The organism is Mycobacterium sp. NGS59 (genome assembly GCF_059812345.1).
In genome coordinates, this window is record NZ_JCALCN010000033.1 from 1 (window position 1) to 26,070 (window position 26,070).

The following is a 26,070-nucleotide window of genomic DNA, read 5'->3' on the forward strand; positions in this document are numbered from 1 at the left end:
GTCTGCTCGCCATCAGGTAGGTGACCACCTGCTCCCAGAGCGGTACCGATCGCACGTGCAGATCGTCGTCGAGCAGGGCGGTCGCGCACAGCGTGCGGGCGAAGCAGATCAGTTGTGCATGCTCGTCTGCGAAGGTCTCGTCGGAGTCGGTCAGTGCAGCCAGGGCGGTTGCGGCGCCCTCGTGGTCACCCTGCGCCGCAGCCAAACCCGTGCGCAGGAACTGCGCGCGCCGGGAGTAGCGCCGGATCATGTGGGCGATCTCGGTGTGCGACATAGTCACCTGAGCCGCTGCCTCCGGCATGGTGCCGGCCAGGATGCCGCGGTAGATCGCCAACGGTTCTTCGATGCGCCGAATGCATTCGCGCACTCCGTCATTCGCGCCACGGACCAGGTAGATCTCGCCGAGCTGGGCGAACACTTCCAACAGCAGGTCGTCTCGGTCTTCCTGCTCGATCCTGGGCATCAACGACAACAACAAGTCGCGGGCCGTGTCCTCCTCGGCGCCGCACGCCAGGTGACGCGCGCGCACCAGGTCGTCGCGGATCGACACGGCTGAATCATAAGTCCAGGCCGGAACGGCGGACATGCGTTGCATGCCCGCCGCCCCGAACCGCTGTTCCTAACCGCACGTCACCTTGATGCTGAAGTCCTTGGTGATCATCCCGGCCATCGGGTTCTTCAGGTCGGCGCCCTGCGCCTGACCGGTGATGGTGTAGGTCTTGCCGTCCACCGCGACCTTGGCCGAACCGACCTTGGCTCCCATATTGTCGGCGACCGACAGGGCGTTGCCGTCGACGACCATGGCCAGCGAGTCCACCGTCGGCGGGTTGGCGTCGGTCATCACAACCGCCAGCGCCTGCTGCGGGCCGCCGGTCGAGCCGCTGCCGATGTTGATCTTTCCGGCCTGCTTGACGCACGTCACCGAAGCCGGATCCAGGCCGGCGAGGTCGGTGCCGCCCACCTTGACCTCGGTCTTACCGCCGCCGGTCGAGACGCTTGCCGGTGCGTTGGACGCCGGGTTGGCCGTGTGGCCGCAGCTGGAGCACCCCACCAACACCGATGCGCAGCCAAGGGCGCCAATCGCAGCCGCGATAACACGTTTCATCGGACTTCCTTCCGTCATGCGCCGCCCCGTTGGCGGCGTCATGGGAGAAGTACAGATCGCCCACGTCGCTACCGATCCCAAGTAATCGAGCGGGTTGTGGTGGAGTAGCCCTGTGATCGAGATCGAAGCTGTGGGATCGGTGCAGGTCGTGACCCTCGCGTCGGGACGGGTCAACGCGCTCGACGTCGAATTCCTCGGCGAGCTGACCCAGACCGTGCGGGAGCAGGAACGTTCGGGTGGCGCCGCGTTGGTCATCACCGGCGCCGGCCGGGTGTTCTCGGCCGGGGTCGACCTGAACCGGCTCGTCGAGGGCGGGGCCGCCTACACCGACCAATTGGTTCCGGCCTTGTCGGATCTGTTCGAGGCGGTGTTCAGGTATCCCGGGCCGACGGTGGCAGCGATAAACGGTGCCGCAATAGCCGGTGGGTGCGTGCTGGCCTGCGCCTGTGACTGGCGCCTGGCCGACCCTGCCGCTCAGATCGGAGCCGCCGAAGTCCGGGTCGGTGTGCCGTTCCCGGTCGCCGCGCTCGAGGTGATGCGCTACGCGTGTGGCGACCGCGCCGAGGAGGTCCTGCTCAGTGGGCGTAGCTACCGCGGCGAGGACGCCGTCGCCCGGGGATTGGCCCACCGCGTGGTAGCCGAAAACCTCCTGGATGCCGCGGTCGCCGAGGCCAAGGACCTCAGCGAGATCCCAGCGGTCGCCTATCGCCACACCAAGGAGCAGCTGCGGGCACCGACTCTGGCGCGCATCGAAGCGGGCGCCGAGGTCGACCGGGAGGTGCGCCGGGTGTGGGCCGCCGACCAGACCCAGCAGGGTGTCGCCGACTACGTCGAGCGGCTGCGGCGCCGCTGAGGCCTAAGCACGGGTGACGACCCGCTTCGCCCGGCTACGCCGCGCTCGCGATCGTCACGGGTCTTGCTGGTGACGACCCGCTTCGCCCGGCTACGCCGCGCTTGCGATCGTCGCGGGTCTTGCTGGTGACGACCCGCTTCGCCCGGCTACGCCGCGCTTGCGATCGTCGCGGGTCTTGCTGGTGACGACCCGCTTTGCCCGGCTACGCCGCGCTCGCGATCGTCACTGGTCCTCGACCGCGACCCCACCCCGGGTGCGGCGACGGCGATGCGAGGTCTTGCCCGTCGGGCGGCGGTTGCGCAGTCGCGGCTGTGCGGTTTCGGGGACCGGCGCTTCGATGGTCTCGTCGGCCGCGTCGTCCTCGACCTCAGAGACCTTGGAGAACTTGGAGCCCTCAGAGGCCGCGGGGACCTCAGAGGCCGCGGGGACCTCGTCCTTAACCTCGTCGGCCTCGGTCGCTGCCGGCTCGTCCTTGTCCAGGCTGATTTTGGCGGGTGCCTCGACCGTCGGGGCTTCGGCTGTCGCCGCCTGGACCGTCTCGGCGTCGGCTTCGACGTCCTCGGTCTCGTCGACCTCGTCCTCGTCCTCGTCCTCGGTCTCTTCGTCGATGTCCTCGTCGACGTCGTCCTCGGCGGCCTGCTTCCCGCGGGTGCGACGCTTCTTTTCCTTCTTAGGCTTGATCGGCTTCGGCGGTGGCGGCGGCAGTTCCGCGGCAAACGACAGATAGAACGCGAAGAAGCCCAGCACCCCGATCGCGGCGGCGGCCCCGTAGATCGCGAACAACCACTGGCCCGCTTTGTCGAGGTTGAACCAGATCTCGCTGATCGCCGTACCGATGATCAGCACCCCGGACAGCACATGAGCCACGATCGACCAGGTCCGGATGGACAGTGCCAGCCGCGGAGTGGCGAGTTCGGGCTTACGGGTGCGCAACAGGGTGAAGACCACCGGCAGAGCGGCCAAGCCGATCAGCGCACCGGTCACGATCCGAAGCGTCGTCCCCAGCCCGTGTGACGTGTCGCCGACGAGTTCGTGCCACCGGGGCAGTACGAAGGAGAAGAAGAGGACGCCGGCGCCGATCGAGAACGACGCGTGCCAAAGCATGGCGACTTTGCGCCCCATACCCCTCCTCAAGCAATCAACTCGCGCTGCCGACGGGTGACCAGGATGGATGTCCGCCCTGGTCACTCGGCAGACCATACAGCGGAGGATGCGGGATTTGAACCCGCGAGGGCTGTTAACCCAACCCGCGTTCCAGGCGAGCGCCATAGGCCACTAGGCGAATCCTCCGTGGTCATGGTAGCCGCTGAAACGAGCCCAGTGTCCTGCGACCGCCGCCGAGTCGGCAAAAGCGGGCCCGGGGCCGGGTATTACACTCGCCGGTGGACCCCGCGCGGCGTCTATCCTGTGAACTCCCCCAGGGCCGGAAGGCAGCAAGGGTCAATGGGCTCTGTCGGGTGCGCGGGGTCCCCTCATGTCACGACGGCGAAAGGGCCGCATGGTGTCGCTGGCTTCCCTCAGCCCTGAAGACCTGTCCGGCGTGCACGCCCAACACCAGCAGGACTACGCGGCGCTGCAGGCCAAGAAGCTCTCCCTGGACCTCACCCGGGGCAAACCGTCCCCGGAGCAGCTCGACCTGTCCAACCAGCTGTTGAGCTTGCCCGGCGACGTCTTCAAGGACCCAGAGGGCACCGACACCCGTAACTACGGCGGACTGCACGGACTGCCCGGGCTGCGGGGAATCTTCGCCGAACTGCTCGGCGTGCCGGTGCAGAACTTGATCGCCGGTAACAACGCCAGCCTGGAGTTCATGCACGACGTCGTCGCGTTCTCGATGCTGCACGGCGGCGTGGACTCGCCGCAGCCGTGGATCAAGGAACCGGCCGTCAAGTTCCTGTGCCCGGTGCCCGGTTACGACCGTCACTTCGCGATCACCGAGACGTTGGGCATCGAGATGATCCCGATCCCGATGCTCGAAGACGGTCCGGATGTCGACCTGATCGAAGAGCTGGTCGCCGTTGACCCGGCGATCAAGGGGATGTGGACGGTTCCGGTGTTCGGCAATCCCACCGGGATCACCTACTCGTGGGAATCCGTGCGCCGCCTGGTGCAGATGCAGACGGCTGCCCCCGACTTCCGGCTGTTCTGGGACAACGCCTACGCGGTGCACACCCTCACCCACGACTTCATCCGTCAAGTCGACGTTCTCGGCCTGGCCACCAAGGCCGGCAACCCCAATCGGCCTTACATCTTCGCCTCCACCTCGAAGATCACCTTCGCCGGAGCCGGGGTCAGCTTCTTCGGCGGGTCGCTGGGCAATATCGCCTGGTACCTGCAGTACGCCGCGAAGAAGTCGATCGGCCCGGACAAGGTGAACCAACTGCGGCATCTGCGCTTCTTCGGCGACGCGGACGGGGTGCGCCTGCACATGCTGCGTCACCAGCAGATCTTGGCGCCGAAATTCGCGCTGGCCGCCGAGATCCTCGAACAACGGCTCGGTGAGTCCAAGATCGCGTCCTGGTCGGATCCCAAGGGCGGCTACTTCATCAGCCTGGACGTCTTGCCCGGCACGGCCCGCCGAACTGTCGCGCTGGCCAAGGACGCCGGCATCGCGGTGACCGAGGCGGGCGCGTCCTTCCCGTACCGCAAGGATCCCGAGGACAAGAACATCCGGATCGCGCCGTCGTTCCCGTCGCTGCCGGACCTGCGGGACGCGGTCGACGGGCTGTCGACCTGCGCGTTGCTGGCGGCCAGCGAATCGCTGCTGGGAGTCAGGGCCGCCGCAGGGTGACGATGGCGACGTCGTCGTCGGTGGCCCCCGACGTCGATGCCATCGCCGACCAGATTCGCGACGCCGGTGCGTCGCCTAACCGGCCGAGGATCGCGACCAACCGATCCAGACCGTCGTCAATGGGCTCGCCCCGCCGTTCCACTAGCCCGTCGGAGTACAAGACCAGGCCCTGGCCGGGCTCGATGGTGAATGTGCTCGGTGCGTACGTCACGCCGCGCACCCCGATCGGCGGCGACAGTCGGATAGGCGCCGCGACGGCACCCGGATGGGTCAGAAAGGGAATCAGGTGACCGGCGCAGGCGGCCTCGACCTGCCCCGAGTCGAGATCGATCCGCGCGACGACGACGGTCGCGAAGGCGTGCGAGAGCATGTGCAGGCAGAAGTCGTTGAGCTGCTCCAACGCCTCCGCTGGTGCGGCGCCGGCGAACAGTTGCGCACGCAGGGCGTTGCGCAGCTGCGCCATCGTGCCGGCCGCGGCGACGCCGTGCCCGGCGACGTCACCAAGCAGCAGGATCAGCCGGCCGTCGCGCAACTCGAACGCGTCGTACCAGTCGCCGCCGACGTTGTCGCCCGCGGCTGGTTCGTAATGTGCCGACAGGTGCCAGTCCTTCAGCTTCGGGATCGACTCAGGCAGCAAACTGCGCTGCAGCGTCTCGGCCGTGCGCAGCGCCCCGCGTGCGCGGCGGTAGAGCGACTCGACCAGGTGGCGGCGCAGTGCCTCGGCGGACTCGGTCTCGCTGAGCGTCCAGGGTTCGCTGCGCTGCCGCACGACCTCGCGCCACCGGTCGAACGACTTGCGCGGGCTGAGCCGCACCCCGTCGTCCTCGGTCACCGCGATCGCCTTGTTGTGCGGGTCGCCGCCCCAGTCCACCGAGCGCAGCACCTCGCGGCGGAACCAGATGGCGTACTGCCCGTCGGGCAGGTTGAGCGCCAGCGCCCCGGCGAGCAGGCGGGGGTCGAGCTCGACCGTGATCAATTCCTGGGACAGGGCTTCGCTGCTCGCGATGTCCTCGCCCGCGCCGCGGGCCCAGGCAGCTACTGCGGACACGATCTCCGGTGGCGGAACCGTCCCGCTTGTCCGGAGGTCGCCTTGCATGTTGACAGCGACGCCGTCGGCCGGAACCAGGTCCAGCAGGTTGGGTGCAGCGAGCAGAGCGGCCGCGAGGGGTTCGCTGTCGTCCAGCGTGGCGGCGATGAGCTTGCTCAGCACCGCATTCGCGGCCAGGCGTTGATGCAGCTGATCGTCTTCGAAACGGTCGACGAGCCGCAGCGACAGAGTCGAACCCAGGAACTCCGCCGCTGCCCGGGTACCGAACGGGGGCAGGTGGGGGCCGGCGTAGTGATGGCAGGCGATAAGTCCCCACAGTCGTCCGTGTCGTAGCAGCGAGATCGACATCGATGCGTGCACGCCCATGTTCTGCAGGTACTCGATGTGGATGGGCGAAACGCTTCGCAGTGTCGCGAAGGTGAGGTCGAGTGGTAGACCGGTCGCGGGGTCGACGGCAGGGACCAGCGTCGCTGGTGTGTAGTTGACGTCCGAGATGAGCCGGATCCAGTTCTTCTCGTACAGTGCCCGCGCCTGCGTGGGGATGTCGGTGGCCGGATAGTGCAGGCCGAGAAAAGAATTGAGGTCTTCGCGCTTGGACTCGGCGACGACCTCACCGTGGTAATCCTCGTCGTAGCGGTACACCATCACCCGGTCGAAGCCGGTCAGCTCCCGAACCGCCCGCGCCGCAGTGTCGTACAACTCGGTCAGTGTGGCGGCCCGGTTCAACTCCTCGATGGAGTTGCGCACCGCCTGATAGGTGTTCGGGAACGAGAACGGCCGCTCGCCGTAGGCGATCTCGAGCTCGACCAGGAGCACCCCGCTGGGCTCGCGCCGCAGGATGGCGTCGAATGCGCGTGACTGGCCGCCGACGTCGATGTTGCATTCGAGCGGATTGCGCTGACGCAGGTCCCCGAACGCCGATGCCGTCTGCTGGACCCGGACGGCCTCGTCGGTGCCCATCAGCACCGACAGGTGCGAGCCCAGCACGTCCTCGACGGAGCGGCCGAGCAATTCGGCGACATTGGCACTGACCTGGCGGACCTCGAAGTCGGGTTCGTGCACCACCGCCAGTACCCCCCGCGGCTGGATACTGCCCGGGATGTGGATCGGTTCGCGGGCGCAGTTCTCCAGGTCGATGGGCGTGCCGGGAGGGACAAGGTCGTCAAACGGCTCCTCGGGTGCCAACGCGTCTGACCCCCTCTCGCCGCCGCAACTCGACATGCCATCAATAGACGCAGGATTGACGTGCCGTCCAATTCTCAACCGTCGGTGCGCATCCTGCTCAGCCGACTCCCGTCGCGCATCGTCACCGGGCGTGGGCTGGATTGCCCGCCTCCTCAGCGCGCCCTCCGGGCGCGCATCGTCACCGGGCGTGAGTAGCCTGCTCCAGTGGCCCTCTACCGCAAATACCGACCGGCAACCTTCGCCGAGGTGGTGGGGCAGGAGCATGTCACCGAACCGCTTTCGGTCGCCCTGGAAGCGGGCCGGATCAACCATGCCTACCTGTTCTCCGGCCCGCGCGGCTGCGGGAAGACGTCGTCGGCGCGCATCCTGGCGCGATCACTGAACTGCGCCGAAGGACCCACCGCCACGCCCTGCGGTACCTGCGATTCCTGTCAGGCGCTGGCACCGAACGCGCCGGGCAGCATCGACGTCGTCGAACTCGACGCGGCCAGCCACGGCGGCGTCGACGACACCCGCGAGCTGCGCGACCGTGCGTTCTACGCACCCGCCCAGTCGCGCTACCGGGTGTTCATCGTCGACGAGGCGCACATGGTGACCACGGCCGGTTTCAATGCGCTGCTCAAGATCGTCGAGGAACCGCCCGAGCACCTCATCTTCATCTTCGCCACCACCGAGCCGGAGAAGGTGCTGCCCACCATCCGGTCACGCACCCATCACTACCCGTTCCGGCTGCTGCCGCCGCGCACCATGCGGGGGCTGATCGCCCGGATCTGCGAGCAAGAGAACGTCGTCGTCGACGACGCGGTATACCCGCTGGTCATCCGGGCCGGTGGGGGTTCACCTCGGGACACGCTGTCGGTGTTGGACCAGTTGGTGGCCGGCTCCGACGGCGGTCACGTCAACTACCAGCGGGCACTGGGTCTGTTGGGAGCCACCGACGTCGCGCTGATCGACGACGCCGTCGACGCCCTCGGCGCCGGGGACGCTGCGGCATTGTTCGGGGCCGTCGAGTCGGTGATCGACGCGGGTCATGACCCCCGGCGCTTCGCCACCGACCTGCTGGAGCGCTTCCGCGACCTGATCTTGCTGCAGGCGGTCCCCGACGCGGTGTCCCGCGGCGTGGTGGACGCCCCCGAGGACGTGCTGGAGCGCATGCGTGAGCAGGCGGCCCGCATCGGCCCGGCGACCCTGACCCGCTACGCCGAAGTGGTGCAAGCCGGGCTCGGTGAAATGCGTGGTGCGACGGCGCCGCGGCTGCTGTTGGAAGTGGTGTGCGCGCGGCTGCTGCTGCCTTCGGCCGCGGACGCCGAATCGGCACTGCTGCAACGTGTCGAACGCATCGAGACGCGGTTGGCCATCTCCATCCCGGCCGCTGAGGCGGCACCGCCACCTGCACCCGTGTCGGCGCCGCCGGTGCGCCGTTCGGTCCAGCGCCCCGCGGCTCCGGCGCCCGCACGCAAGCCCGAGCCCGCCCCTGAACCTGCCCCGGTCCCGACCCCGGCCCCATCCGCGCCGACCGCGGCACCTGGTGAACTCAACGCGGCCGCCGTGCGCAGCATGTGGCCGACGGTGCGCGACAAGGTGCGCGAACGCAGCCGCACCACCGCGGTCATGCTGTCCGGTGCCACGGTCCTTGCAGTGGAGAACGACACGCTGGTGCTGACCCATGAGGCGGCGCCGCTGGCCAAGCGGCTGTGCGAACAACGCAACGCCGACGTGATCGTCGAGGCGCTCAAGGACGCCCTGGGCGTCAACTGGAAGGTGCGATGTGAAACCGGCCCGCCGGCGACGGCCGACATTGCGCCGACGCCCCAGGCGGTAGCGCCCGCCGCCCCAGCCGACACCTCGGCGCGCGACGAGGAGGAAAGCATGCTCGCCGAGGCCGGCCGCAGCGACCCGTCGGAACCGCGCCGCGACCCCGAAGAAGTCGCCTTGGAGCTGCTGCAGAACGAGTTGGGCGCCCGCCGCATCGACGGTTAGGCCTGCCGAGGCCCCCTATATCGTGGTCCCGACAGCACTACGACAGAGGAGTTGCATTCGATGGGACAGGTGCGGGCAGCCAGCACGATCCTGATCAACGCCGAGCCCGAGGCCGTGCTGAATGCGGTGGCCGACTACGAGAATGTCCGCCCGCGGATCCTTCCCGCGCAGTACAGCGAGTACGAGGTGTTGCAGGGCGGTCAGGGTAAAGGCACGGTCGCCAAGTGGAGGCTGCAGGCGACCGAATCGCGGGTGCGCAACGTCCAGGTGGACGTGGACGTCGCAGGCCACACCGTCATCGAGAAGGACGCGAACTCGTCGCTGGTGACCAATTGGACGGTGGCACCGGCCGGGCCGGGATCCAGCGTCACCGTGACCACCACGTGGACCGGAGCCGGTGGCGTCAAGGGTTTCTTCGAGAAGACGTTCGCACCGTTGGGGCTGAAGAAGATCCAGTCCGAGACGCTGGACAACCTCAAGGGCGCGGTGGAAGGTCAGTCCGGCTAGCGGGCCTGACCCTGGGTGGCCAGGAAACCGGCGACGCCGCGGACCAGCGCGTCGGCGTATTTCTGCCGGCCCTCCGCTGACTCCATCAGCGCCGAGTCCGCCGGGTTCTTCATGTTGCCCAGTTCCACCAGGATCGACGGGTACTGCGCCAGGTTCAGCCCGGCCAGATCCGAGCGGCCGTACAGTCCGCCCTGGCCGATGTAGGTGGCCGGCGTCAGGCCCGAGGCTTGCAGCTGGTCGCGCATGACGCGGGCGAATTGCACCGACGGTCCGGACTGGGCGGCGTTGAGCGGCGGCGACGAGTAGTTGACGTGGAAGCCGCGGCCGGACGCCGGTCCGCCGTCGGCGTGCAGGCTGACGATGGCGTTGGGGTGCAGCGCGTTGGCCATGTTGGCGCGTTCGTCGACGCAGGGCCCCAGCGCGTTGTCATTGCCGCGGGACATCGCGGTCCGTACGCCCAGGGCGTTCAGCGCGGCACGCAACCGCAGCGCGGTGTCCCAGGTGAACGTGTGCTCGGCGTAACCGCTGTTGGTGGACGTGCCGCTGGCCTGACAGTCTTTGGTGCCGCCCCGGCCGGTAGGCACCTGACGGCCGATTGACGAGTCGTTGGCGCCGTTGTGGCCCGGATCGATGAACACGACCATGCCGGCCAGGCTGCCGGGCGCCGCGGTGGCAGCCGGGATCGACGGCATCACCGCCGTAACCACCGCTCCTACCAGCAGGGCTATACCGACACGCAGGCTCAGTCGTACGTCCACTGCGCCAAGGTAACCGGGCGCGGACTACGCTGAATGTTTCGAATCGCCCGACACCCGCAGGCGAAACCAACTCGAGACCAAGATGCGAGGGGACTGTCATGCAACCCGGAGGCGATATGTCGCAGCTGCTGGCCCAAGCCCAGCAGATGCAGCAGAAACTGCTCGAAGCCCAGCAGCAGCTGGCGAACTCCGAGGTGCATGGTCAGGCCGGCGGGGGACTGGTCGAGGTCGTCGTCAAAGGCAGCGGCGAGGTCATCGGCGTCAAGATCGACCCCAAGGTCGTCGACCCCAACGACATCGAGACCCTGCAGGATCTGATCGTCGGAGCGATGGGGGACGCGTCCAAGCAGGTCACCCAGATGGCCCAGGAACGGCTGGGCGCGCTGGCCGGCGGGATGCGCCCACCCGCGCCTCCCAGCCCGCCGGGAGCGCCGCCGCCCGGTGTGCCGGGCGCTCCGGGCCTCTGATTGCAGCATGTTCGAAGGGCCCGTTCAGGATCTGATCGACGAGCTCGGCAAGCTGCCGGGCATCGGACCCAAAAGCGCGCAGCGCATCGCCTTCCACCTGCTATCGGTCGAGCCGCCCGAGATCGATCGGCTGACGGCGGTGTTGGGCAAGGTCCGCGACGGGGTGCGGTTCTGCGCGGTGTGCGGCAACGTCTCCGACGACGAGCGGTGCCGGATCTGCGCCGATCCGCGTCGGGACGGCGCGTTGGTGTGCGTGGTGGAGGAACCCAAGGACATCCAGGCCGTCGAGCGCACCCGCGAATTCCGTGGTCGCTACCACGTGCTGGGCGGGGCGCTGGACCCGTTGTCGGGCATCGGTCCCGAACAGCTGCGCATCCGTGAACTGCTGACGCGCATCGGCGAGCGGGTCGACGACGTCGACATCACCGAGGTCATCATCGCCACCGACCCCAACACCGAGGGTGAGGCCACCGCCACCTACCTGGTGCGGATGCTGCGCGACATCCCCGGTCTGACCGTGACGAGGATCGCGTCCGGGCTGCCGATGGGCGGCGATCTGGAGTTCGCCGACGAGCTGACCTTGGGTCGCGCGCTGACCGGTCGCCGCTCGATGGTGTGAGGGATTCAGCGCGCGGCCAACCGCTCCCGGCGCAACAGATCGACCTCGGGAAGCTCCAGCGGCGCCAGCGCACCCACGACTTTGCCCAGCAGCAGATCGGCCAGCTCCGGATTTCGCGCCAGACACGGCCCGTGCATGTAGGTCGCCACCACACTGCCCTGCACCACGCCGTCGCACCCGTCGCCGGCGCGGTTACCCGCGCCCTTGACCACCGCACTCAGCGGTGCAGCTTCGGAGCCCAATTCCGTTCCGCCACGGTGGTTTTCGAATCCCGTCAGCTGCTGCGCCAATCCGGGTAGCAGCGGCTTGGCGACCAGCTCGCCGATGGTCCGCTTGTCCTGCGGTGAGGTCGTCGCATCCAGCATCCCGACGCCGTCGACCCGTTCGCCCGACGACGTCTCATACCAGTGCCCCAGCACCTGCACCGCCGCGCAGATCGCCAGCACCGGCGCGCCGCGCTCGGCCGCCCGTTGCAGGCCGGGATAGCGGATCAGGTGCCGGGTGGCCAGCCGCTGCGCGTAGTCCTCCGCGCCACCGAGGGTGTACAGATCCAGCGAGTCCGGCACCGGGTCGCCGAGCGTGATCTCGACGATCTCGGCCGGGATGTCGCGCAACAGCAACCGTTGCCGCAGCACCACGGCGTTGCCGCCGTCGCCGTAGGTGCCCATCACATCGGGCAGCACCAGCCCGATCCGCACCGTGGACTCAGCCATTGCGGGCCAACCTCCGATTCAGCTGCAGGAAGGCGGTGTAGTTGGCGACGACCTCGACCCGTCCGGGCGGGCAGGAGGCGATGGCCGCCACCGTGTCGTGCACCAACGTGTGCTCGACCCCGGCGTACCCCAGTCGCACGGCCAGGTCGGTGCCGCGTTCCCCCGCCGCAACAACGCGGGTTTCTTCGAAGTGCTCGAACCGCACATCCCACAACCAGGACAGGTCCTCGCCGTCGGGCACCTGACCGTTGACCGCAATCACCACACCGTCGGCGTGTTTGTCCACCATCGACAGCGCCTCCTGCCAGCCGGCGGGGTTCTTGGCCAACAGGATCCGAGCCTCATGCCCGCCGATCCGGACCGTCCGGTAGCGCCCGGCCACTTCGTCGACACCAGCGACCGCCACGACGGCCTTGGCGGGGTCGGCGCCCAACGCGACCGCGGCGGCGACGGCCTGGGCCGCGTTGCCCCGGTTCACCGCCCCCGGCAGCGCCAGGTGCATCGGCAGCGTCAGTCCGTCGGGTCCGTACAGGGTCTCGTCGTCGAACCACCACTGCGGACTCGGCCGCTTGAAGTCGGCGCCCGTGGAATACCAATGACCGGACTCCCGCACAATCACCTCGCCGCTGCGCGGGCAGCTGACCGAGTCGTTGGCCCACGACCCGCCCGCGGCGACCCACACCACGTTCGGGCTGTCGTAGGCGGCCGAGGTCATCAGCACGTCGTCGCAGTTGGCGACGACGACCGCGTTCGGATGCCGGGCCAGCCCGGCACGCAGGGTGCGCTCGATGACGTTGATCTCACCGACCCGGTCCAGCTGATCACGCGACAGGTTGAGCAGCACGACGGCGGCCGGCTCGACCGCGTCGGACACGTGCGGCACGTGCATCTCGTCGACTTCCAGGGCGGCCAGCCCGGCCCCGCGGTCGGCGGCCAGCGCGGCCACCAGCCCGGCGTCCATGTTGGCGCCCTCGGCGTTGGTGGCCACTCGCTCATTTGGGTCCAATGTGCCCAAAGCCGCCGCCGTCATCCGGGTGGTGGTGGACTTGCCGTTGGTTCCCGTGATCACGACCGTGCGCCGGCCGGTGCCGAGCTGCCGCAACACCGAGCGGTCCAGCGTCATCGCGACCAGCCCGCCGATCATGGCGCCCGCGCCGCGCCCGGTGATCCGCGACGCCCAGCGCGCGCTGGCGCCGGCGGCGAGAGCGAGGCGTGCGCGGGCGGTGATCACCCGGGAAGTTTAAAGGCGATCGCAAACGCGGCGCTTCGCGCCGGGTGCAGCGGGTCGCCGACCAAAGTTTTTTACAGGCGATCGCAAACGCGGCGCTTCGCGCCGGGTGCAGCGGGTCGCCGACCAAAGTTTCCGGGCCGGCGACACGACGCGTCAGCGACCCGGCGATGTCGGCCCGACGTGCCATCCTCGACCCATGAACCCGATGTCCTGGGGCCGCCCGGCGCGCGAGCCGGACGCGGGATGGGCCGTCATCGACGTCGAGACCTCGGGTTTTCGCCCCGGTCAGGCCCGGATCATCAGCATCGCCGCGCTGGGCCTCGACGGCGCCGGGCGGGTCGAGCAGTCGGTGGTCAGCCTGCTCAATCCCGGAGTGGACCCGGGCCCCACGCACGTGCACGGGCTCACGGCCGCGATGCTGGAGGATCAGCCTCAGTTCGCCGAGATCGTCAACGACGTCGTCGAGGTGCTGCGCGGCCGCACACTGGTGGCGCACAACGTCGCGTTCGACTACTCCTTCCTGGCCGCCGAGGCCGAGATGGCCGGGGCCGAGCTGCCGGTCGATTCGGTGATGTGCACGGTGGAGTTGGCCCGGCGGCTGGAGCTCGGCGTGCCGAATCTGCGGCTGGAGACGCTGGCCGCGCACTGGGGCGTCACCCAGGAACGCCCGCACGACGCGTTCGACGACGCGATGGTGCTCACCGGTGTACTGGCCGCCGCGCTGCAACGCGCGCGGGCCCGCGACGTCTGGCTGCCGGTGCGCCCGGTGACCCGGCGCAGCTGGCCGAACGGCCGGGTGACCCATGACGAGCTGCGACCGCTCAAGGTGCTGGCCGCCCGGATGCCGTGCCCGTATCTCAACCCGGGCCGTTACGTCTCGGGCCGGCCGCTGGTCCAGGGCATGCGGGTGGCGCTGGCCGCCGAGGTGGGGCGCACCCACGACGAACTAGTCGAGCGGATCCTGAATGCCGGGCTGGCCTACAGCGACGACGTCGACCGTGCCACGTCGTTGGTGGTCTGCAACGACCCCGCACCCGAGCAAGGCAAGGGCTATCACGCCCTGCAATTGGGGGTGCCGGTGGTGTCGGATGCGTTGTTCATGGACTGTGTCGGGTCCGTGGTGGGCGGCAGGAGCATGGAGGAGTTCGTCCCGGCCGCCGCCGACGACGACCAGTTCGTTTTGTTCTGACGTTTCGTCGCGGCGGGTCCGGGCTATTCAACATATGTAAGAGAGAAGCCCGAACCGTCCCGGCGGTAAGCGATTTCGATCGGGGGCTCTCCCGCCAGCTAACAAAACCGCAAACCCGGCCCGACCCGACCCCCCAGGGCCGGGTTTGCCCTCGGAACTAGCGGGACGCCCGGTTGACCGCCGACACGACGGCCCGCAGCGACGCGGTGGTTATCGACGGCGCGATACCCACGCCCCACACCGTCTTGCCGGCCACCGGGCCTGATGGGTGCCGACCCGCTTCGTCCGGCGTCGCCGCGCTCGCGATCGACACCGAAACCTCCACATACGCCGCGGCCTGAGCATCGTCGCCCGAGCTCATCGCGTGCTCGGAGTAGTCGAGCACCGCCACGTCGAACCCCACCCCGCCCAGCGCGTCGACGAACGCGGCCAGCGGCCCATTTCCGGCCCCGCTGATCTCGGTCTCGACACCGTCGATCTTCACGGTCGCGGTGATGCTGGTGGTGCCGGTGTCTTCCTCATCGGCGTCGACGCGCTGCTTGATCCGCTCCAGCGGCAGCACCGGGGCCAGGTATTCCTCGGAGAACGCCTCCCACATTTCCTTCGGCGACACCTCGCCGCCCTCGCCGTCGGCCAGCTTCTGGATGACCTGCGAGAACTCGATCTGCAGCCGTCGCGGCAACGCCAGGCCGTGGTCGGCCTTCATGATGTAGGCCACCCCGCCCTTGCCGGACTGCGAGTTGACCCGGATCACCGCCTCGTAGGTGCGCCCGACGTCCTTGGGGTCGATCGGCAGGTACGGCACCTGCCAGAGCATGTCGTCCATATCGACGTCTGCCGCATCTGCATCCAGCTTCATCGCGTCTAAGCCCTTGTTGATCGCGTCCTGGTGACTGCCCGAGAACGCGGTGTAGACCAGGTCGCCGCCGTACGGGTGGCGTTCGTGCACCGGCAGCTGGTTGCAGTACTCGACGGTGCGGCGGATCTCGTCGATGTTGGAGAAGTCGACCTGCGGGTCCACGCCGCGGGAGAACAGGTTCAGCCCGAGGGTGACCAGGCAGACGTTGCCGGTGCGTTCACCGTTGCCGAACAGGCAGCCCTCGATCCGGTCGGCCCCGGCCTGGTAACCCAATTCGGCTGCGGCGACGGCGGTTCCGCGGTCGTTGTGCGGGTGCAGGCTCAGGATCACCGACTCGCGGTTCGCCAAGTTGCGGCTCATCCACTCGATTGAATCGGCGTAGACGTTCGGCGTGGCCATCTCCACGGTGGCCGGCAGGTTGAAGATGATCGGGTTGTCCGGCGTCGGCCCGATGATCTCGCCGACGGCGTTGCACACGTCACGGGCGTATTCCAGCTCGGTCCCGGTGTAGGACTCCGGTGAGTACTCGAAGCGCCACCGGGTGCCGGGATATTTCGCCGCCTCCTCGACGCACTTGCGTGCCCCGTCGGTGGCGATCGCCTGCACCGCCGCCCGGTCGGCGCGGAAGACCACCCGGCGCTGCAGGATCGACGTCGAGTTGTAGAAATGCACGATCGCCTGCGGCGCGCCGTCGCACGCTTCGAACGTCCGCTCGATCAGCTCGGGCCGGCATTGGGTCAGTACCTGGATGGTGACGTCGTCCGGGATGGCGCCGTCGTCGATGATCTCGCGGACGAAGTCGAAGTCGGTCTGGCTGGCCGACGGGAAGCCGACCTCGATCTCCTTGTAGCCCATCCGGACCAGCAGGTCGAACATGCGACGCTTGCGGGCCGGGCTCATCGGGTCGATCAGCGCCTGGTTGCCGTCGCGCAGGTCCACCGCGCACCACAGCGGCGCGTGTTCGATGCCGCGGTCGGGCCAGGTTCGGTCGGCCAGGCGAATGGGCTCGACCTCGTCGGCGAACGGTCGATACCGGTTGACCGGCATCGACGAGCCACGTTGCGGATTCCAGGAAGGCTGGCCGGGCCGGGGCGGGCCGGCGGGTTTGACGACGGTCCGCGCCGATACGTAAGCGTCGGGTGAATCAGGATTGGTCACGGTTGGTGCTCCAGGGTGTGTGAGTGAGGAACCTCAGACCGGCGCATCGCGAATTCCCGCGACGGGAAGCCAGTCTGGATCAGACCCCGTCGCGGCGTCCGAGAAGGAGCACCCGCTGCACGCCCTGCACTCTACCGCTCTGGGCTTGTTCACCAAAACCGCACTTGTAGGCAGACGCACTATCCGCCGAGCCCGATGGGACTCTTCAACCACGCCCAGTCCCAGCCCACCAAACGGGCCATCCAGCCGAACACCCCCATCAGCCACAACGTCGCGACCGTCACCACGGCGGTGAAGACCGTCCCGACCGCTTGCACTGCCCAGTGCTGTCGGCGAAACCACCCCATCGCGGTGTCATAGCGATCGCGGACATAGTCCAGGAGCCGCCGGAAGACGCCGAACTCGCTGGCCAGCACGGCCAATCCCAGGAAGACGATCGCCCAACCCGGACCCGGATACGGGATCGCGACGATACCCCCGATCAGCAGAGCCGAGCCGACGACGCCCACCGCGATGCGGTAGGTGACATTCGCCGTGGGCCGCTTCCGCAGTCGATCCCGCACGCGAGCCAGCCGGTGCCCGATACCGCCGGCTTCTTCCTCGGTGTCGTCGGTCACATCTGCACCGTATCGGCCGGCGCGCGGGATGCTACGCAGCTTGTCAGGACCGGTCGCGCTGGCGCATCGAGAAAATTCGAGATGCGCGGCCCCGTATCCTGTTGTGGACTAAATCGGAGAAACCCGTACCCCGAAGCCCCAGACAGGAACATTTCAGTGGCGCTCGTCGTGCAGAAATACGGCGGATCATCGGTGGCCGACGCCGACCGGATCCGCCGCGTAGCCGAGCGGATCGTGGAGACGAAGAAGCAGGGCAATGACGTGGTCGTCGTCGTCTCCGCGATGGGTGACACCACTGATGACCTGCTGGATCTGGCTCAGCAGGTCTGCCCGGTGCCGCCGCCGCGCGAACTCGACATGCTGCTGACCGCCGGTGAGCGCATCTCGAATGCGTTGGTGGCCATGGCGATCGAGTCGCTGGGCGCCCACGCCCGTTCGTTCACCGGTTCGCAGGCCGGCGTGATCACCACCGGCACGCACGGCAACGCCAAGATCATCGACGTCACGCCGGGCCGGTTGCAGGCCGCGCTCGACGAGGGCCGGATCGTCCTGGTCGCCGGGTTCCAGGGCGTCAGTCAGGACACCCGCGACGTCACCACGTTGGGTCGCGGCGGCTCGGACACCACCGCGGTCGCCCTGGCCTCGGCGCTGGGCGCCGACGTCTGCGAGATCTACACCGACGTCGACGGCATCTTCAGCGCCGACCCGCGGATCGTGCCCAATGCCCGCAAGCTCGACACCGTCACCTTCGAGGAGATGCTCGAGATGGCGGCCTGCGGCGCCAAGGTGCTGATGCTGCGCTGCGTCGAATACGCCCGCCGTTACGAACTGCCGGTGCACGTCCGGTCGTCGTACTCGGACAAACCCGGCACCGTCGTCGTCGGATCGATCAAGGACATATCCATGGAAGACCCCATCCTCACCGGTGTCGCGCACGACCGCAGCGAGGCCAAAGTGACCATCGTCGGCATCCCCGACATCCCCGGCTACGCGGCCAAGGTGTTCCGCGCCGTCGCCGACGCCGACGTGAACATCGACATGGTGCTGCAGAACGTCTCCAAGGTCGAGGACGGCAAGACCGACATCACCTTCACCTGCGCGCGCGACAGCGGACCGACCGCGGTGGCCAAGCTCGATTCGCTCAAGGACGAGATCGGCTTCACCCAGCTGCTCTACGACGACCACATCGGCAAGGTGTCGCTGATCGGTGCCGGTATGCGCAGCCATCCCGGTGTCACGGCCACGTTCTGCGAGGCGCTGGCCGCGGTGGGCGTCAACATCGAACTGATCTCCACCTCCGAGATCCGGATTTCCGTGCTCTGCCGCGACACCGAATTGGACAAGGCCGTTGTTGCACTGCACGAGGCGTTCGGGCTCGGCGGCGCGGAGGAGGCGACGGTGTACGCGGGGACGGGGCGGTAAGTGGTTGCCATAGGAGTTGTCGGCGCCACCGGTCAGGTGGGCCAGGTGATGCGCACGTTGCTGGACGAGCGTGACTTCCCGGTGACGTCGGTCCGGTTCTTCGCCTCGGCCCGCTCACAGGGCCGCAAGTTGCCGTTCCGCGGCCAGGAGATCGAGGTCGAGGACGCCGAGACCGCCGACCCGAGCGGCCTGGACATCGCGTTGTTCTCGGCCGGCGGCGCCATGTCGAAGGTGCAGGCGCCGCGATTCGCCGCGGCCGGGGTGACGGTGATTGACAACTCCTCGGCGTGGCGCAAGGACCCCGACGTGCCGCTGGTGGTGTCCGAGGTGAACTTCACCCGCGACGCGGCCAACAGGCCCAAGGGCATTATCGCCAACCCGAACTGCACCACGATGGCCGCGATGCCGGTGCTCAAAGTCCTGCACGACGAAGCCGCGTTGACTCGCTTCATCGCCTCGTCCTACCAGGCCGTCTCCGGCAGCGGGCTGGCCGGAGTGGAGGAGTTGGCGACCCAGGCGCGCGCCGTCGTCGACGGTGCGGAGGCACTGGTGCACGACGGACGTGCGGTGGACTTCCCGGCGCCGCGCAAGTACGTCGCGCCGATCGCGTTCAATGTGGTGCCGCTGGCCGGATCGTTGGTGGACGACGGCTCCGGGGAGACCGACGAGGACCAGAAGTTGCGCTTCGAGAGCCGCAAGATCCTGGGGATTCCGGACCTGCTGGTCAGCGGGACCTGTGTGCGGGTTCCGGTGTTCACCGGGCACTCGCTGTCGATCAACGCCGAGTTCGCCCGGCCGATCTCGCCGGAACGGGCCCGCCAACTGCTGGACGAGGCGCCGGGAGTGAAGCTGGTCGACGTGCCCACCCCGTTGGACGCCGCCGGAGTCGACGAGTCGTTGGTCGGCCGCATCCGGCAGGACCCCGGAGTTGCGGACGGACGCGGTCTGGCGTTGTTCATTTCGGGGGACAACCTGCGAAAAGGCGCGGCGCTGAACACCATTCAGATCGCCGAGCTGTTGGCCGCACAGCTCTAGCCACCCTCTGACGCTCACAGCTGTTCCATAACTGGCGCATAGCTGTGACTACTGGTCCGGTGGGCATCATCGGTTCTATGAGCCAAATCGCTGACACCCCACCAACAACGACGACCACCGCGGTCGCGCCCCCACTCGAGCGCCGGACCCCCAAGGTATTCAAGGCGGCGGCATGGGTCGCCATCGTCGCCGGCGTCGTCTTCATCGTCTCGGTCATCTTCTTCACCGGTTTCCGGCTGGGCCTGGCCAGCGGACACGGCGGCGGGCATCACCGGCACCACAAGCACCACCCGGCGATGTATCACCACTGGAACAACAACAACGACGGCGGCGCCCCGGCGGTGAGCCCGGGATCTGGTCCCGGCGGACCCGGCCAGGTGCCATCCTCGGTCGCACCGTCGACCACTGCGTCTCCGACACCCGGCCGCTGACACGACAACCCAGTAGCCCGGTGCTCACCTGAGCACCGGGCTACGTCAATTCATGACAACTTTGCAGCCGCGCCCCTTTACGGTGCCGTAGGCCTGCGCGATATTCGAAGACATGAGTGATCCAGCCGCGCCTCCGCCCCCACCGGCGTCCCCCGACACCCCGCCGCCGCCCCCGCCTCCCCATCACCACGAAAAGCCGCCACGGTTGTATCGCGTGGCGGCATGGGTGGTGATCGTCGCCGGCATCCTGTTCATCGCGTCGACGCTGTTCTTCGCCGGCGCCATGGTGCTGGGTGCCGGCAAGTGCCATCACCATCGTCATCATCACGGCTCGTTCGAGCAGGGCGGTCCCGGCGGCCCAGGTGCGGGCTGGCCCTATCGGTTCCCCGGACCGCCTCCGGGCTTCCCACCACCGGGGGTGGGCGGGACCGGCGGCCCCGCAGGTCCGGGCCAGGCCCCGACCAGCACCGCTCCCAGCAGTCCACCGGGACGCTAGTCCGCGACTTCGCTGGGTGGATGAGGACGGCCGGATCCTGAAGTCGGCTGCGGGAAGGAAATTGGGTATCTGTCTAACTCGTGCGCTCAAACCGTGCGGGAATATGTCGGCACCATCTGGAAGATGAAGTGATGGTGGTTGTCGTTCCGCTAGCCGCGCGTCCGGCCGGTTCCGGAGGGAGCGTGAGATGACACGCAGCGCCCCGACCGCCTCCGCACCGCAAGTCGACGGAGGCGACGCGGAGCTGGGCAGCTCGGCGGCCGTCGCGCAGCAGGTCGCCGACGGTTGTCTGGCGGACGGTCCGCTGCGGCGCATCGGCCTGGAGGTCGAGGCGCACTGTTTCGACCCGGCCGATCCGCTTCGCAGGCCGGCCTGGGACGAGATCATGCGCGTCATCAAGTGGCTCAGTCCGCTACCCGGCGCCAGTGCCATCACCGTCGAACCCGGTGGCGCCGTCGAGCTTTCGGGCCCGCCGGCCGACGGGGCGCTCGCTGCGATCGATGCGATGAAACGCGACCAGGCCGAGCTCCGGTCCGCCTTTGCCGATGCGGGCCTGGGGTTGGTGTTGCTCGGCACCGATCCGTTGCGGTCACCGGCGCGGATCCACCCCGGCGCGCGCTACCGAGCGATGGAACAGTTCTTTGCCGCCAGCCATAGCGGGGCTGCCGGTGCGGCGATGATGACCTCCACGGCGTCGATCCAAGTCAACCTGGACGCCGGACCGCAGGCCGGCTGGCCCGCGCGGGTCCGGCTGGCGCACGCGCTGGGGCCGACGATGATCGCGATCGCCGCCAACTCACCCATGCTGGGCGGCGAGTTCTCCGGTTGGCAGTCCACCCGACAGCGGGTGTGGGGACAGATGGACTCCGCACGGTGCGGACCGATCCTCGGAGCCAGCGCTGACGATCCCGGCACCGACTGGGCGCGGTACGCGTTGAAGGCTCCGGTGATGTTGCTCCGAAGTGCGGACCCGCAGCAGGCGACCGCGATCACGCACTACGTGCCGTTCACCGACTGGGTGGACGGGCGGGTGCTGCTCGGGGGTCGCCGCCCCACCCAGGCCGATCTGGAATACCACCTGACCACGCTGTTCCCGCCGGTGCGGCCGCGCCAGTGGCTGGAAATCCGCTATCTGGACAGCGTGCCCGAGGCGGTCTGGCCCGCGCTGGTGTTCACGTTGGTGACCCTGCTCGACGATCCCGTCGCGGCCGACCTCGCGGCGGAGGCGGTCGAGTCGGTGGCCACCGCCTGGGACACCGCGGCCCGGCTCGGGCTGCGCGACCGGCGGCTCTACACCGCCGCCAACCGTTGCGTCGGCATTGCCGCCGAACGGGCGCCGGCCGAGCTGGCCGAACCGATGCAGCGGCTGATGCTCGACGTCGAAGTCGGACGCAGCCCGGCCGACGACTTTTCCGAGCGGGTGATCCAACACGGCATCGCCGGTGTGGTCTCCCGGTTGGCGCTGGGCGAGTCGTGATCGCACGACAACGCCTCGCCGACGATCTGGCGCGGGCACGCACACGCACATTGCGGTTGGTCGACTTCGACGACGACGAACTGCGCCGGCAGTACGACCCGCTGATGAGCCCGCTGGTCTGGGATCTGGCCCACATCGGTCAGCAGGAGGAACTCTGGCTGCTGCGGGACGGCGACCCGAACCGCCCCGGAACGCTGTCACCGCAGGTCGAGAGGCTCTACGACGCGTTCGTGCATTCCCGGGCCAGCCGAGTGGACCTGCCTCTGCTGTCGCCGACCCAGGCGCGGACCTACTGCAGCACCGTCCGCTCGGCGGCGCTGGACGTTCTCGACGCCCTTCCCGAGGATGCCGGCGACTTCCAGTTCGGGCTGGTCGTCAGCCACGAGAACCAGCACGGGGAAACCATGCTGCAGGCGCTGAACCTGCGCACCGGAGTGCCGCTATTGCGCGATACCGCCGCGTTGCCGCCCGGCCGGGACGGTGTGCGGGGCACGTCGGTGCTGGTGCCCGGCGGGCCCTTCGTGCTGGGCGTGGACGCTGCGACCGAGCCGTCCTCGCTGGATAACGAACGACCCGCGCACGTCGTGGACGTGCCGGCCTTCCGGATCGGGCGGGTGCCGGTCACCAACGGGGAATGGCAAGAATTCGTCGACGACGGCGGCTACGCCCAGCCCCGGTGGTGGTCGGATCGGGGCTGGCAGCATCGCCGGCAAGCGGGGCTTACTGCCCCGCAGTTCTGGAACGCCGACACGCGCACCCGGTTCGGCTACGTCGAGAGCATCCCCGCCGATGAGCCGGTACAGCACATCAGCTACTTCGAGGCCGAGGCCTACGCGGCCTGGGCCGGTGCCCGATTGCCCACCGAGGTCGAATGGGAGAAGGCTTGCGCGTGGGATCCGGTGGCCGGGGCGCGCCGCCGGTTCCCCTGGGGGGACGACGAGCCGTCCGGTGAGCAGGCCAACCTCGACGGCAACGCCCTGCGTCCCGCACCCGTCGGCGCATACCCCGCCGGCGCGTCGGCCTACGGGGTCGAGCAGATGCTCGGCGATGTGTGGGAGTGGACCAGCTCTCCGCTGCGGCCGTGGCCGGGCTTCGTGCCGATGATCTACCAGCGCTATTCGCAGCCCTTCTTCGACGGCGACTACCGGGTGCTGCGGGGCGGATCGTGGGCCGTGGCGTCGTCGATTCTGCGGCCCAGCTTCCGCAACTGGGACCACCCCTACCGTCGCCAGATCTTTTCCGGTGTGCGTCTCGCTTGGGACGTCGAGGCGCCGGTCTGATGTGCCGTCATCTGGGATGGCTCGGCGCCGCGGTGAGTGTCTCGTCACTGATGCTCGACCCGCCGCAGGGCCTGCGGGTGCAGTCCTATGCCCCGCGGCGGCAGAAGCACGGTCTTATGAACGCCGACGGTTGGGGCGTCGGTTTCTTCGATGCGACCACCCCGCGACGCTGGCGCAGCGCGGCGCCGCTGTGGGGAGAGGCGTCCTTCGAGTCCATCGCCCCTGTGCTGCACAGCCATTGCGTGGTGGCGGCGGTACGGTCGGCAACCCTCGGCATGCCCATCGAACCCAGCGCGACCGCACCCTTCACCGACGGCCAGTGGCTGCTGTCGCACAACGGCGTCGTCGACCGCACCGTGCTGCCGCCCTCTTCGTCCGCCGAATCTTCCTGTGACAGCGCGCTTCTCGCGGCAACCATCTTCGACCGTGGCATGGATGCGTTGGGCGACACCGTCATCGAGCTCGGCACCGCCGACCCCTTGGCCAGGCTGAACATCCTGGCGGCCAACGGTTTTCGGCTCGTCGCGACCGCGTGGGGGGACACCCTGTCCATCCTGCGTCGCGACGACGGGATCGTCCTGGCCAGCGAACCCTATGACGATGACCCGAACTGGACAGACGTGCCCGACCGCCACCTGGTGCAAGTCGACGCCGACGGCGTGACCGTGACTCCTCTGAACAGCACTGCACCGCCGAAAGGACTCGAATGACGCTGACGCTGTCGAATCATCTCGCCGAGGACGCCGCTCTGCACGCGTTGCGTCACGACGTGTTCCACGGCTTACAGAAGACACCGAAGTCGTTGCCGCCCAAGTGGTTCTACGACTCCGTCGGCAGCGACCTGTTCGACCAGATCACCCGGCTGCCGGAGTACTACCCGACCCGTGCCGAGGCCGCGATCCTGCGTGACCGGTCCGCCGAGATCGCCTCGGCGAGCCAGGCCGACACCCTGGTCGAACTGGGCAGTGGCACGTCGGAGAAGACCCGCATGTTGCTCGACGCGCTGCGCGAGCGCGGTGCCCTGCGCAGCTTCGTGCCGTTCGACGTCGACGCGGGCATGCTGGCGACCGCCGCGGAGGCGATCCAGCGGGAGTACGCCGGAGTCGAGATCCACGCGGTCTGTGGCGATTTCGAAGAGCACCTGTCCGAGATCCCCGAGGGCGGCCGCCGGCTGTTCGTCTTTCTGGGCTCCACGATCGGCAACCTCACCCCGGGGCCGCGCGCCGAGTTCCTGGCGGCTCTGTCCGGGGTGATGTCACCCGGCGACAGCCTGCTGCTGGGCACCGACCTGGTCAAGGACACCGGCCGTCTGGTCCGGGCCTACGACGACGCCGCCGGGGTGACGGCCCGCTTCAACCGCAACGTCCTGGCGGTGATCAACCGGCAACTCGACGGAGATTTCGACGTCGACGCCTACCAGCACGTCGCGCGGTGGAACGCCGACGAGGAACGCATCGAGATGTGGCTGCGCTCGGACCGTCGGCAGCGGGTCCACGTCGGTGCCCTCGACCTGACCGTCGACTTCGACGCCGGTGAAGAGATGCTCACCGAAGTGTCCTGCAAATTCCGTCCGGATGCGGTCGCGGACGAATTGGCCGAGTCGGGTTTGCGTCGCATCCGGTGGTGGACCGACGCCCCTGGTGACTTCGGTCTGTCGCTGGCCACTAAATGAGCTCGCTGGCACAGCGTTGGCGCGACGCCCGTCCCCCAGTGGCCGGGCTGCACCTGGACAGCGCGGCCTGCTCGCGGCAGAGCTTCGCCGCGATGGACGCCGCTGCCCGGCACGCCCGGCACGAGGCCGAGGTCGGAGGCTACGTGGCGGCCGACGCGGCCGAGCCGGTGCTGGATGCCGGACGCGCCGCGGTGGCGACGCTGTGCGGTGCGCCCGACGCCGAAGTCGTCTTCACCACGGGTTCGTTGCATGCCCTGGATCTGTTGTTGGGCAGCTGGCCGCGCGACCGCCGCACGCTGGCCTGCCTACCGGGCGAGTACGGGCCGAACCTGGCCGTGATGGCCGCGCACGGATTCGAGGTACGCCAGCTGCCGACGCTCGACGACGGACGGCTGGCGATCGACGACGCGGCGTTCGTGCTGCAGGAGAATCCGCCGGACCTGGTGCATTTGACGCCGGTGGCCAGTCACCGCGGCACCGTGCAACCGCTGGCGATGACGGCGGAGCTGTGCCGGGAACTGGGTGTGCCGCTGGTGGTGGATGCCGCGCAAGCCCTTGGGCAGATCGATTGCGCGGTGGGCGCCGACGTCACCTATGCCTCGTCGCGCAAGTGGATCGCCGGACCGCGCGGGGTGGGCGTGCTCGCGGTGCGGCCGGAACTGTTGGCGCGGTTGGCGCCACGGGTACCGGGTTCTCAGCTCGGCTTCGGAGAGGCCAATGTCGCTGCGCGAGTGGGCTTTTCGGTGGCCGTAGGCGAATACTTGGCCTGTGGTCCAGAGGCGTTGCGCGCCGGGCTGGCGGAATTGGGGGCGGCGGCGCGTTCGCTGCTGACCGACGTTGACGGGTGGCTGGTGGTCGAGGAGGTCGAAGAATCCAGTGCCATCACCACGTTGCTGCCGGTGGACGGTGCCGACGTCGAGGCCGTCCGGTCCTGGTTGCTGGCTGAGCGGCGGATTCTGACGACTTACGCCGGCGTGCAACGGGCGCCGTTGGAGCTGACGACGCCAGTGCTGCGCATTTCCCCGCACGTCGACACCACACCGGACGATCTGGAGACATTCGCAGAGACGTTGATCGAGGCGACGGCGGCGACCGCCGCGGTTTGAATACAAAACCAGGACTGCGCCGCGGAGCCCTGGCTCCGTGCAAAAGGTCTGGAAATCGCGGCGAAGCACTG

At 68.5% G+C, this 26,070-nt stretch carries 24 protein-coding genes, 1 tRNA gene, 1 other RNA gene and 1 pseudogene; 17 read left to right on the forward strand and 10 right to left on the reverse strand.

Features of this window, described 5'->3' with window-relative positions; translation table 11 throughout:
• Together AC5Y46_RS23720 and AC5Y46_RS23725 are read right to left on the reverse strand one after the other, a co-directional pair.
• A pseudogene (locus AC5Y46_RS23720) lies at positions 1-550 on the reverse strand (hypothetical protein); the annotation flags it as partial.
• Between the two features lie 69 nt (positions 551-619).
• On the reverse strand, positions 620-1,105 hold the full coding sequence (locus AC5Y46_RS23725) for a lipoprotein LpqH (protein WP_499993414.1): 486 nt from the start codon (positions 1,103-1,105) through the stop codon (positions 620-622).
• 112 nt (positions 1,106-1,217) lie between these two features.
• On the opposite strand from AC5Y46_RS23725, the gene AC5Y46_RS23730 reads away from it, so the two are divergent.
• Positions 1,218-1,958 (forward strand): enoyl-CoA hydratase/isomerase family protein, encoded by a 741-nt coding sequence (locus AC5Y46_RS23730; RefSeq protein ID WP_499993416.1) that lies wholly within the window; start codon positions 1,218-1,220, stop codon positions 1,956-1,958.
• A 222-nt stretch (positions 1,959-2,180) separates the two neighbouring features.
• Here AC5Y46_RS23730 and lucA read toward each other — a convergent pair whose 3' ends face one another.
• A complete protein-coding gene (gene lucA / locus AC5Y46_RS23735; RefSeq protein WP_499993418.1) occupies positions 2,181-3,080 on the reverse strand; it encodes a lipid uptake coordinator LucA in 900 nt (299 codons plus the stop codon).
• 82 nt (positions 3,081-3,162) lie between these two features.
• Positions 3,163-3,248 (reverse strand) — tRNA-Ser (locus tag AC5Y46_RS23740).
• Between the two features lie 91 nt (positions 3,249-3,339).
• Between AC5Y46_RS23740 and ffs the strand changes: the two genes are divergently transcribed.
• Both ffs and AC5Y46_RS23750 read left to right on the forward strand, forming a co-directional pair.
• An RNA gene (gene ffs / locus AC5Y46_RS23745) (signal recognition particle sRNA small type) lies at positions 3,340-3,434 on the forward strand.
• Positions 3,435-3,459: 25 nt separating this feature from the next.
• Positions 3,460-4,749: an aspartate aminotransferase type Ic gene (locus AC5Y46_RS23750; protein ID WP_499993463.1), complete on the forward strand. Its 1,290-nt coding sequence runs from the start codon at positions 3,460-3,462 to the stop codon at positions 4,747-4,749.
• Here the strand turns inward: AC5Y46_RS23750 and AC5Y46_RS23755 are convergent.
• Positions 4,730-7,018 (reverse strand): SpoIIE family protein phosphatase, encoded by a 2,289-nt coding sequence (locus AC5Y46_RS23755; RefSeq protein ID WP_499993419.1) that lies wholly within the window; start codon positions 7,016-7,018, stop codon positions 4,730-4,732. The genes AC5Y46_RS23750 and AC5Y46_RS23755 overlap by 20 nt on opposite strands.
• Positions 7,019-7,186: 168 nt before the next feature.
• Between AC5Y46_RS23755 and AC5Y46_RS23760 the strand changes: the two genes are divergently transcribed.
• Both AC5Y46_RS23760 and AC5Y46_RS23765 read left to right on the forward strand, forming a co-directional pair.
• A complete protein-coding gene (locus tag AC5Y46_RS23760) occupies positions 7,187-8,962 on the forward strand; it encodes a DNA polymerase III subunits gamma/tau (protein ID WP_499993421.1) in 1,776 nt (591 codons plus the stop codon).
• A gap of 60 nt (positions 8,963-9,022) precedes the next feature.
• On the forward strand, positions 9,023-9,469 hold the full coding sequence (locus AC5Y46_RS23765) for an SRPBCC family protein (protein WP_499943290.1): 447 nt from the start codon (positions 9,023-9,025) through the stop codon (positions 9,467-9,469).
• Here AC5Y46_RS23765 and AC5Y46_RS23770 read toward each other — a convergent pair.
• Entirely contained in the window at positions 9,466-10,227 is a 762-nt protein-coding gene (locus tag AC5Y46_RS23770; protein ID WP_499993422.1) for an Rv3717 family N-acetylmuramoyl-L-alanine amidase, read from the reverse strand. The genes AC5Y46_RS23765 and AC5Y46_RS23770 overlap by 4 nt on opposite strands.
• A gap of 98 nt (positions 10,228-10,325) precedes the next feature.
• On the opposite strand from AC5Y46_RS23770, the gene AC5Y46_RS23775 reads away from it, so the two are divergent.
• Together AC5Y46_RS23775 and recR are read left to right on the forward strand one after the other, a co-directional pair.
• On the forward strand, positions 10,326-10,694 hold the full coding sequence (locus tag AC5Y46_RS23775) for a YbaB/EbfC family nucleoid-associated protein (protein WP_499993424.1): 369 nt from the start codon (positions 10,326-10,328) through the stop codon (positions 10,692-10,694).
• Between the two features lie 7 nt (positions 10,695-10,701).
• Entirely contained in the window at positions 10,702-11,313 is a 612-nt protein-coding gene (gene recR, locus AC5Y46_RS23780; protein ID WP_499993425.1) for a recombination mediator RecR, read from the forward strand.
• Positions 11,314-11,318: 5 nt separating this feature from the next.
• Here recR and AC5Y46_RS23785 read toward each other — a convergent pair whose 3' ends face one another.
• Positions 11,319-12,026: a type 1 glutamine amidotransferase gene (locus AC5Y46_RS23785; RefSeq protein ID WP_499993427.1), complete on the reverse strand. Its 708-nt coding sequence runs from the start codon at positions 12,024-12,026 to the stop codon at positions 11,319-11,321.
• The gene (locus AC5Y46_RS23790) at positions 12,019-13,257 is read right to left on the reverse strand and encodes a Mur ligase family protein (RefSeq protein WP_499993428.1); all 1,239 of its coding nucleotides are present in this window, start codon (positions 13,255-13,257) and stop codon (positions 12,019-12,021) included. Before AC5Y46_RS23790 ends, AC5Y46_RS23785 begins: the two co-directional genes overlap by 8 nt.
• Positions 13,258-13,453: 196 nt before the next feature.
• Here AC5Y46_RS23790 and AC5Y46_RS23795 point away from each other — a divergent pair, with 196 nt between their 5' ends.
• Positions 13,454-14,446 carry a DEDDh family exonuclease gene (locus tag AC5Y46_RS23795; protein ID WP_499993430.1) on the forward strand — a complete coding sequence of 331 codons (993 nt, stop codon included), beginning with the start codon at positions 13,454-13,456 and terminating at the stop codon, positions 14,444-14,446.
• A gap of 157 nt (positions 14,447-14,603) precedes the next feature.
• Here the strand turns inward: AC5Y46_RS23795 and leuA are convergent, their stop codons facing one another.
• Positions 14,604-16,463, reverse strand: a complete 1,860-nt coding sequence (gene leuA, locus AC5Y46_RS23800; RefSeq protein WP_499993432.1) for a 2-isopropylmalate synthase — start codon at positions 16,461-16,463, stop codon at positions 14,604-14,606.
• Positions 16,464-16,642: 179 nt separating this feature from the next.
• Positions 16,643-17,080 carry a TIGR02611 family protein gene (locus AC5Y46_RS23805; RefSeq protein WP_499993433.1) on the reverse strand — a complete coding sequence of 146 codons (438 nt, stop codon included), beginning with the start codon at positions 17,078-17,080 and terminating at the stop codon, positions 16,643-16,645.
• A gap of 156 nt (positions 17,081-17,236) precedes the next feature.
• Between AC5Y46_RS23805 and AC5Y46_RS23810 the strand changes: the two genes are divergently transcribed.
• The 9 genes from AC5Y46_RS23810 to egtE all read left to right on the forward strand — a co-directional run bounded on the left by AC5Y46_RS23810 (position 17,237) and on the right by egtE (position 25,999).
• Complete coding sequence (locus tag AC5Y46_RS23810; RefSeq protein WP_499943302.1) at positions 17,237-18,502, forward strand: aspartate kinase; 1,266 nt, start codon at positions 17,237-17,239, stop codon at positions 18,500-18,502.
• Positions 18,503-19,537, forward strand: a complete 1,035-nt coding sequence (locus AC5Y46_RS23815) for an aspartate-semialdehyde dehydrogenase (RefSeq protein ID WP_499993435.1) — start codon at positions 18,503-18,505, stop codon at positions 19,535-19,537. It begins immediately after the preceding gene.
• A gap of 77 nt (positions 19,538-19,614) precedes the next feature.
• Entirely contained in the window at positions 19,615-19,968 is a 354-nt protein-coding gene (locus tag AC5Y46_RS23820; protein ID WP_499993436.1) for a hypothetical protein, read from the forward strand.
• 112 nt (positions 19,969-20,080) lie between these two features.
• Positions 20,081-20,464 carry a hypothetical protein gene (locus AC5Y46_RS23825; protein WP_499993437.1) on the forward strand — a complete coding sequence of 128 codons (384 nt, stop codon included), beginning with the start codon at positions 20,081-20,083 and terminating at the stop codon, positions 20,462-20,464.
• 187 nt (positions 20,465-20,651) lie between these two features.
• Positions 20,652-21,941, forward strand: coding sequence for an ergothioneine biosynthesis glutamate--cysteine ligase EgtA (gene egtA / locus AC5Y46_RS23830; RefSeq protein ID WP_499993439.1), 1,290 nt, complete (start codon positions 20,652-20,654; stop codon positions 21,939-21,941).
• Positions 21,938-23,221, forward strand: coding sequence for an ergothioneine biosynthesis protein EgtB (gene egtB / locus AC5Y46_RS23835; RefSeq protein WP_499993441.1), 1,284 nt, complete (start codon positions 21,938-21,940; stop codon positions 23,219-23,221). Before egtA ends, egtB begins: the two co-directional genes overlap by 4 nt.
• Entirely contained in the window at positions 23,221-23,931 is a 711-nt protein-coding gene (egtC, locus tag AC5Y46_RS23840) for an ergothioneine biosynthesis protein EgtC (protein ID WP_499993442.1), read from the forward strand. Before egtB ends, egtC begins: the two co-directional genes overlap by 1 nt.
• Positions 23,928-24,893 carry an L-histidine N(alpha)-methyltransferase gene (gene egtD, locus AC5Y46_RS23845; RefSeq protein WP_499993444.1) on the forward strand — a complete coding sequence of 322 codons (966 nt, stop codon included), beginning with the start codon at positions 23,928-23,930 and terminating at the stop codon, positions 24,891-24,893. The genes egtC and egtD overlap by 4 nt, the downstream gene beginning before the upstream one ends.
• Positions 24,890-25,999 (forward strand): ergothioneine biosynthesis PLP-dependent enzyme EgtE, encoded by a 1,110-nt coding sequence (gene egtE / locus AC5Y46_RS23850; protein WP_499993447.1) that lies wholly within the window; start codon positions 24,890-24,892, stop codon positions 25,997-25,999. Before egtD ends, egtE begins: the two co-directional genes overlap by 4 nt.
• Positions 26,000-26,070 lie beyond the last annotated feature (71 nt).

Coding starts and splice junctions, on each gene's coding strand:
- egtE (WP_499993447.1), top strand. CDS start 24,890: ATGAGCTCGCTGGCACAGCGTTGGCGCGACGCCCGTCCCCCAGTGGCC.
- AC5Y46_RS23820 (WP_499993436.1), top strand. CDS start 19,615: ATGAGCCAAATCGCTGACACCCCACCAACAACGACGACCACCGCGGTC.
- AC5Y46_RS23795 (WP_499993430.1), top strand. CDS start 13,454: ATGAACCCGATGTCCTGGGGCCGCCCGGCGCGCGAGCCGGACGCGGGA.
- lucA (WP_499993418.1), bottom strand. CDS start 3,080: ATGGGGCGCAAAGTCGCCATGCTTTGGCACGCGTCGTTCTCGATCGGC.
- AC5Y46_RS23825 (WP_499993437.1), top strand. CDS start 20,081: ATGAGTGATCCAGCCGCGCCTCCGCCCCCACCGGCGTCCCCCGACACC.
- egtA (WP_499993439.1), top strand. CDS start 20,652: ATGACACGCAGCGCCCCGACCGCCTCCGCACCGCAAGTCGACGGAGGC.
- egtC (WP_499993442.1), top strand. CDS start 23,221: ATGTGCCGTCATCTGGGATGGCTCGGCGCCGCGGTGAGTGTCTCGTCA.
- AC5Y46_RS23725 (WP_499993414.1), bottom strand. CDS start 1,105: ATGAAACGTGTTATCGCGGCTGCGATTGGCGCCCTTGGCTGCGCATCG.
- egtD (WP_499993444.1), top strand. CDS start 23,928: ATGACGCTGACGCTGTCGAATCATCTCGCCGAGGACGCCGCTCTGCAC.
- AC5Y46_RS23785 (WP_499993427.1), bottom strand. CDS start 12,026: ATGGCTGAGTCCACGGTGCGGATCGGGCTGGTGCTGCCCGATGTGATG.
- recR (WP_499993425.1), top strand. CDS start 10,702: ATGTTCGAAGGGCCCGTTCAGGATCTGATCGACGAGCTCGGCAAGCTG.
- AC5Y46_RS23755 (WP_499993419.1), bottom strand. CDS start 7,018: ATGTCGAGTTGCGGCGGCGAGAGGGGGTCAGACGCGTTGGCACCCGAG.
- AC5Y46_RS23765 (WP_499943290.1), top strand. CDS start 9,023: ATGGGACAGGTGCGGGCAGCCAGCACGATCCTGATCAACGCCGAGCCC.
- AC5Y46_RS23775 (WP_499993424.1), top strand. CDS start 10,326: ATGCAACCCGGAGGCGATATGTCGCAGCTGCTGGCCCAAGCCCAGCAG.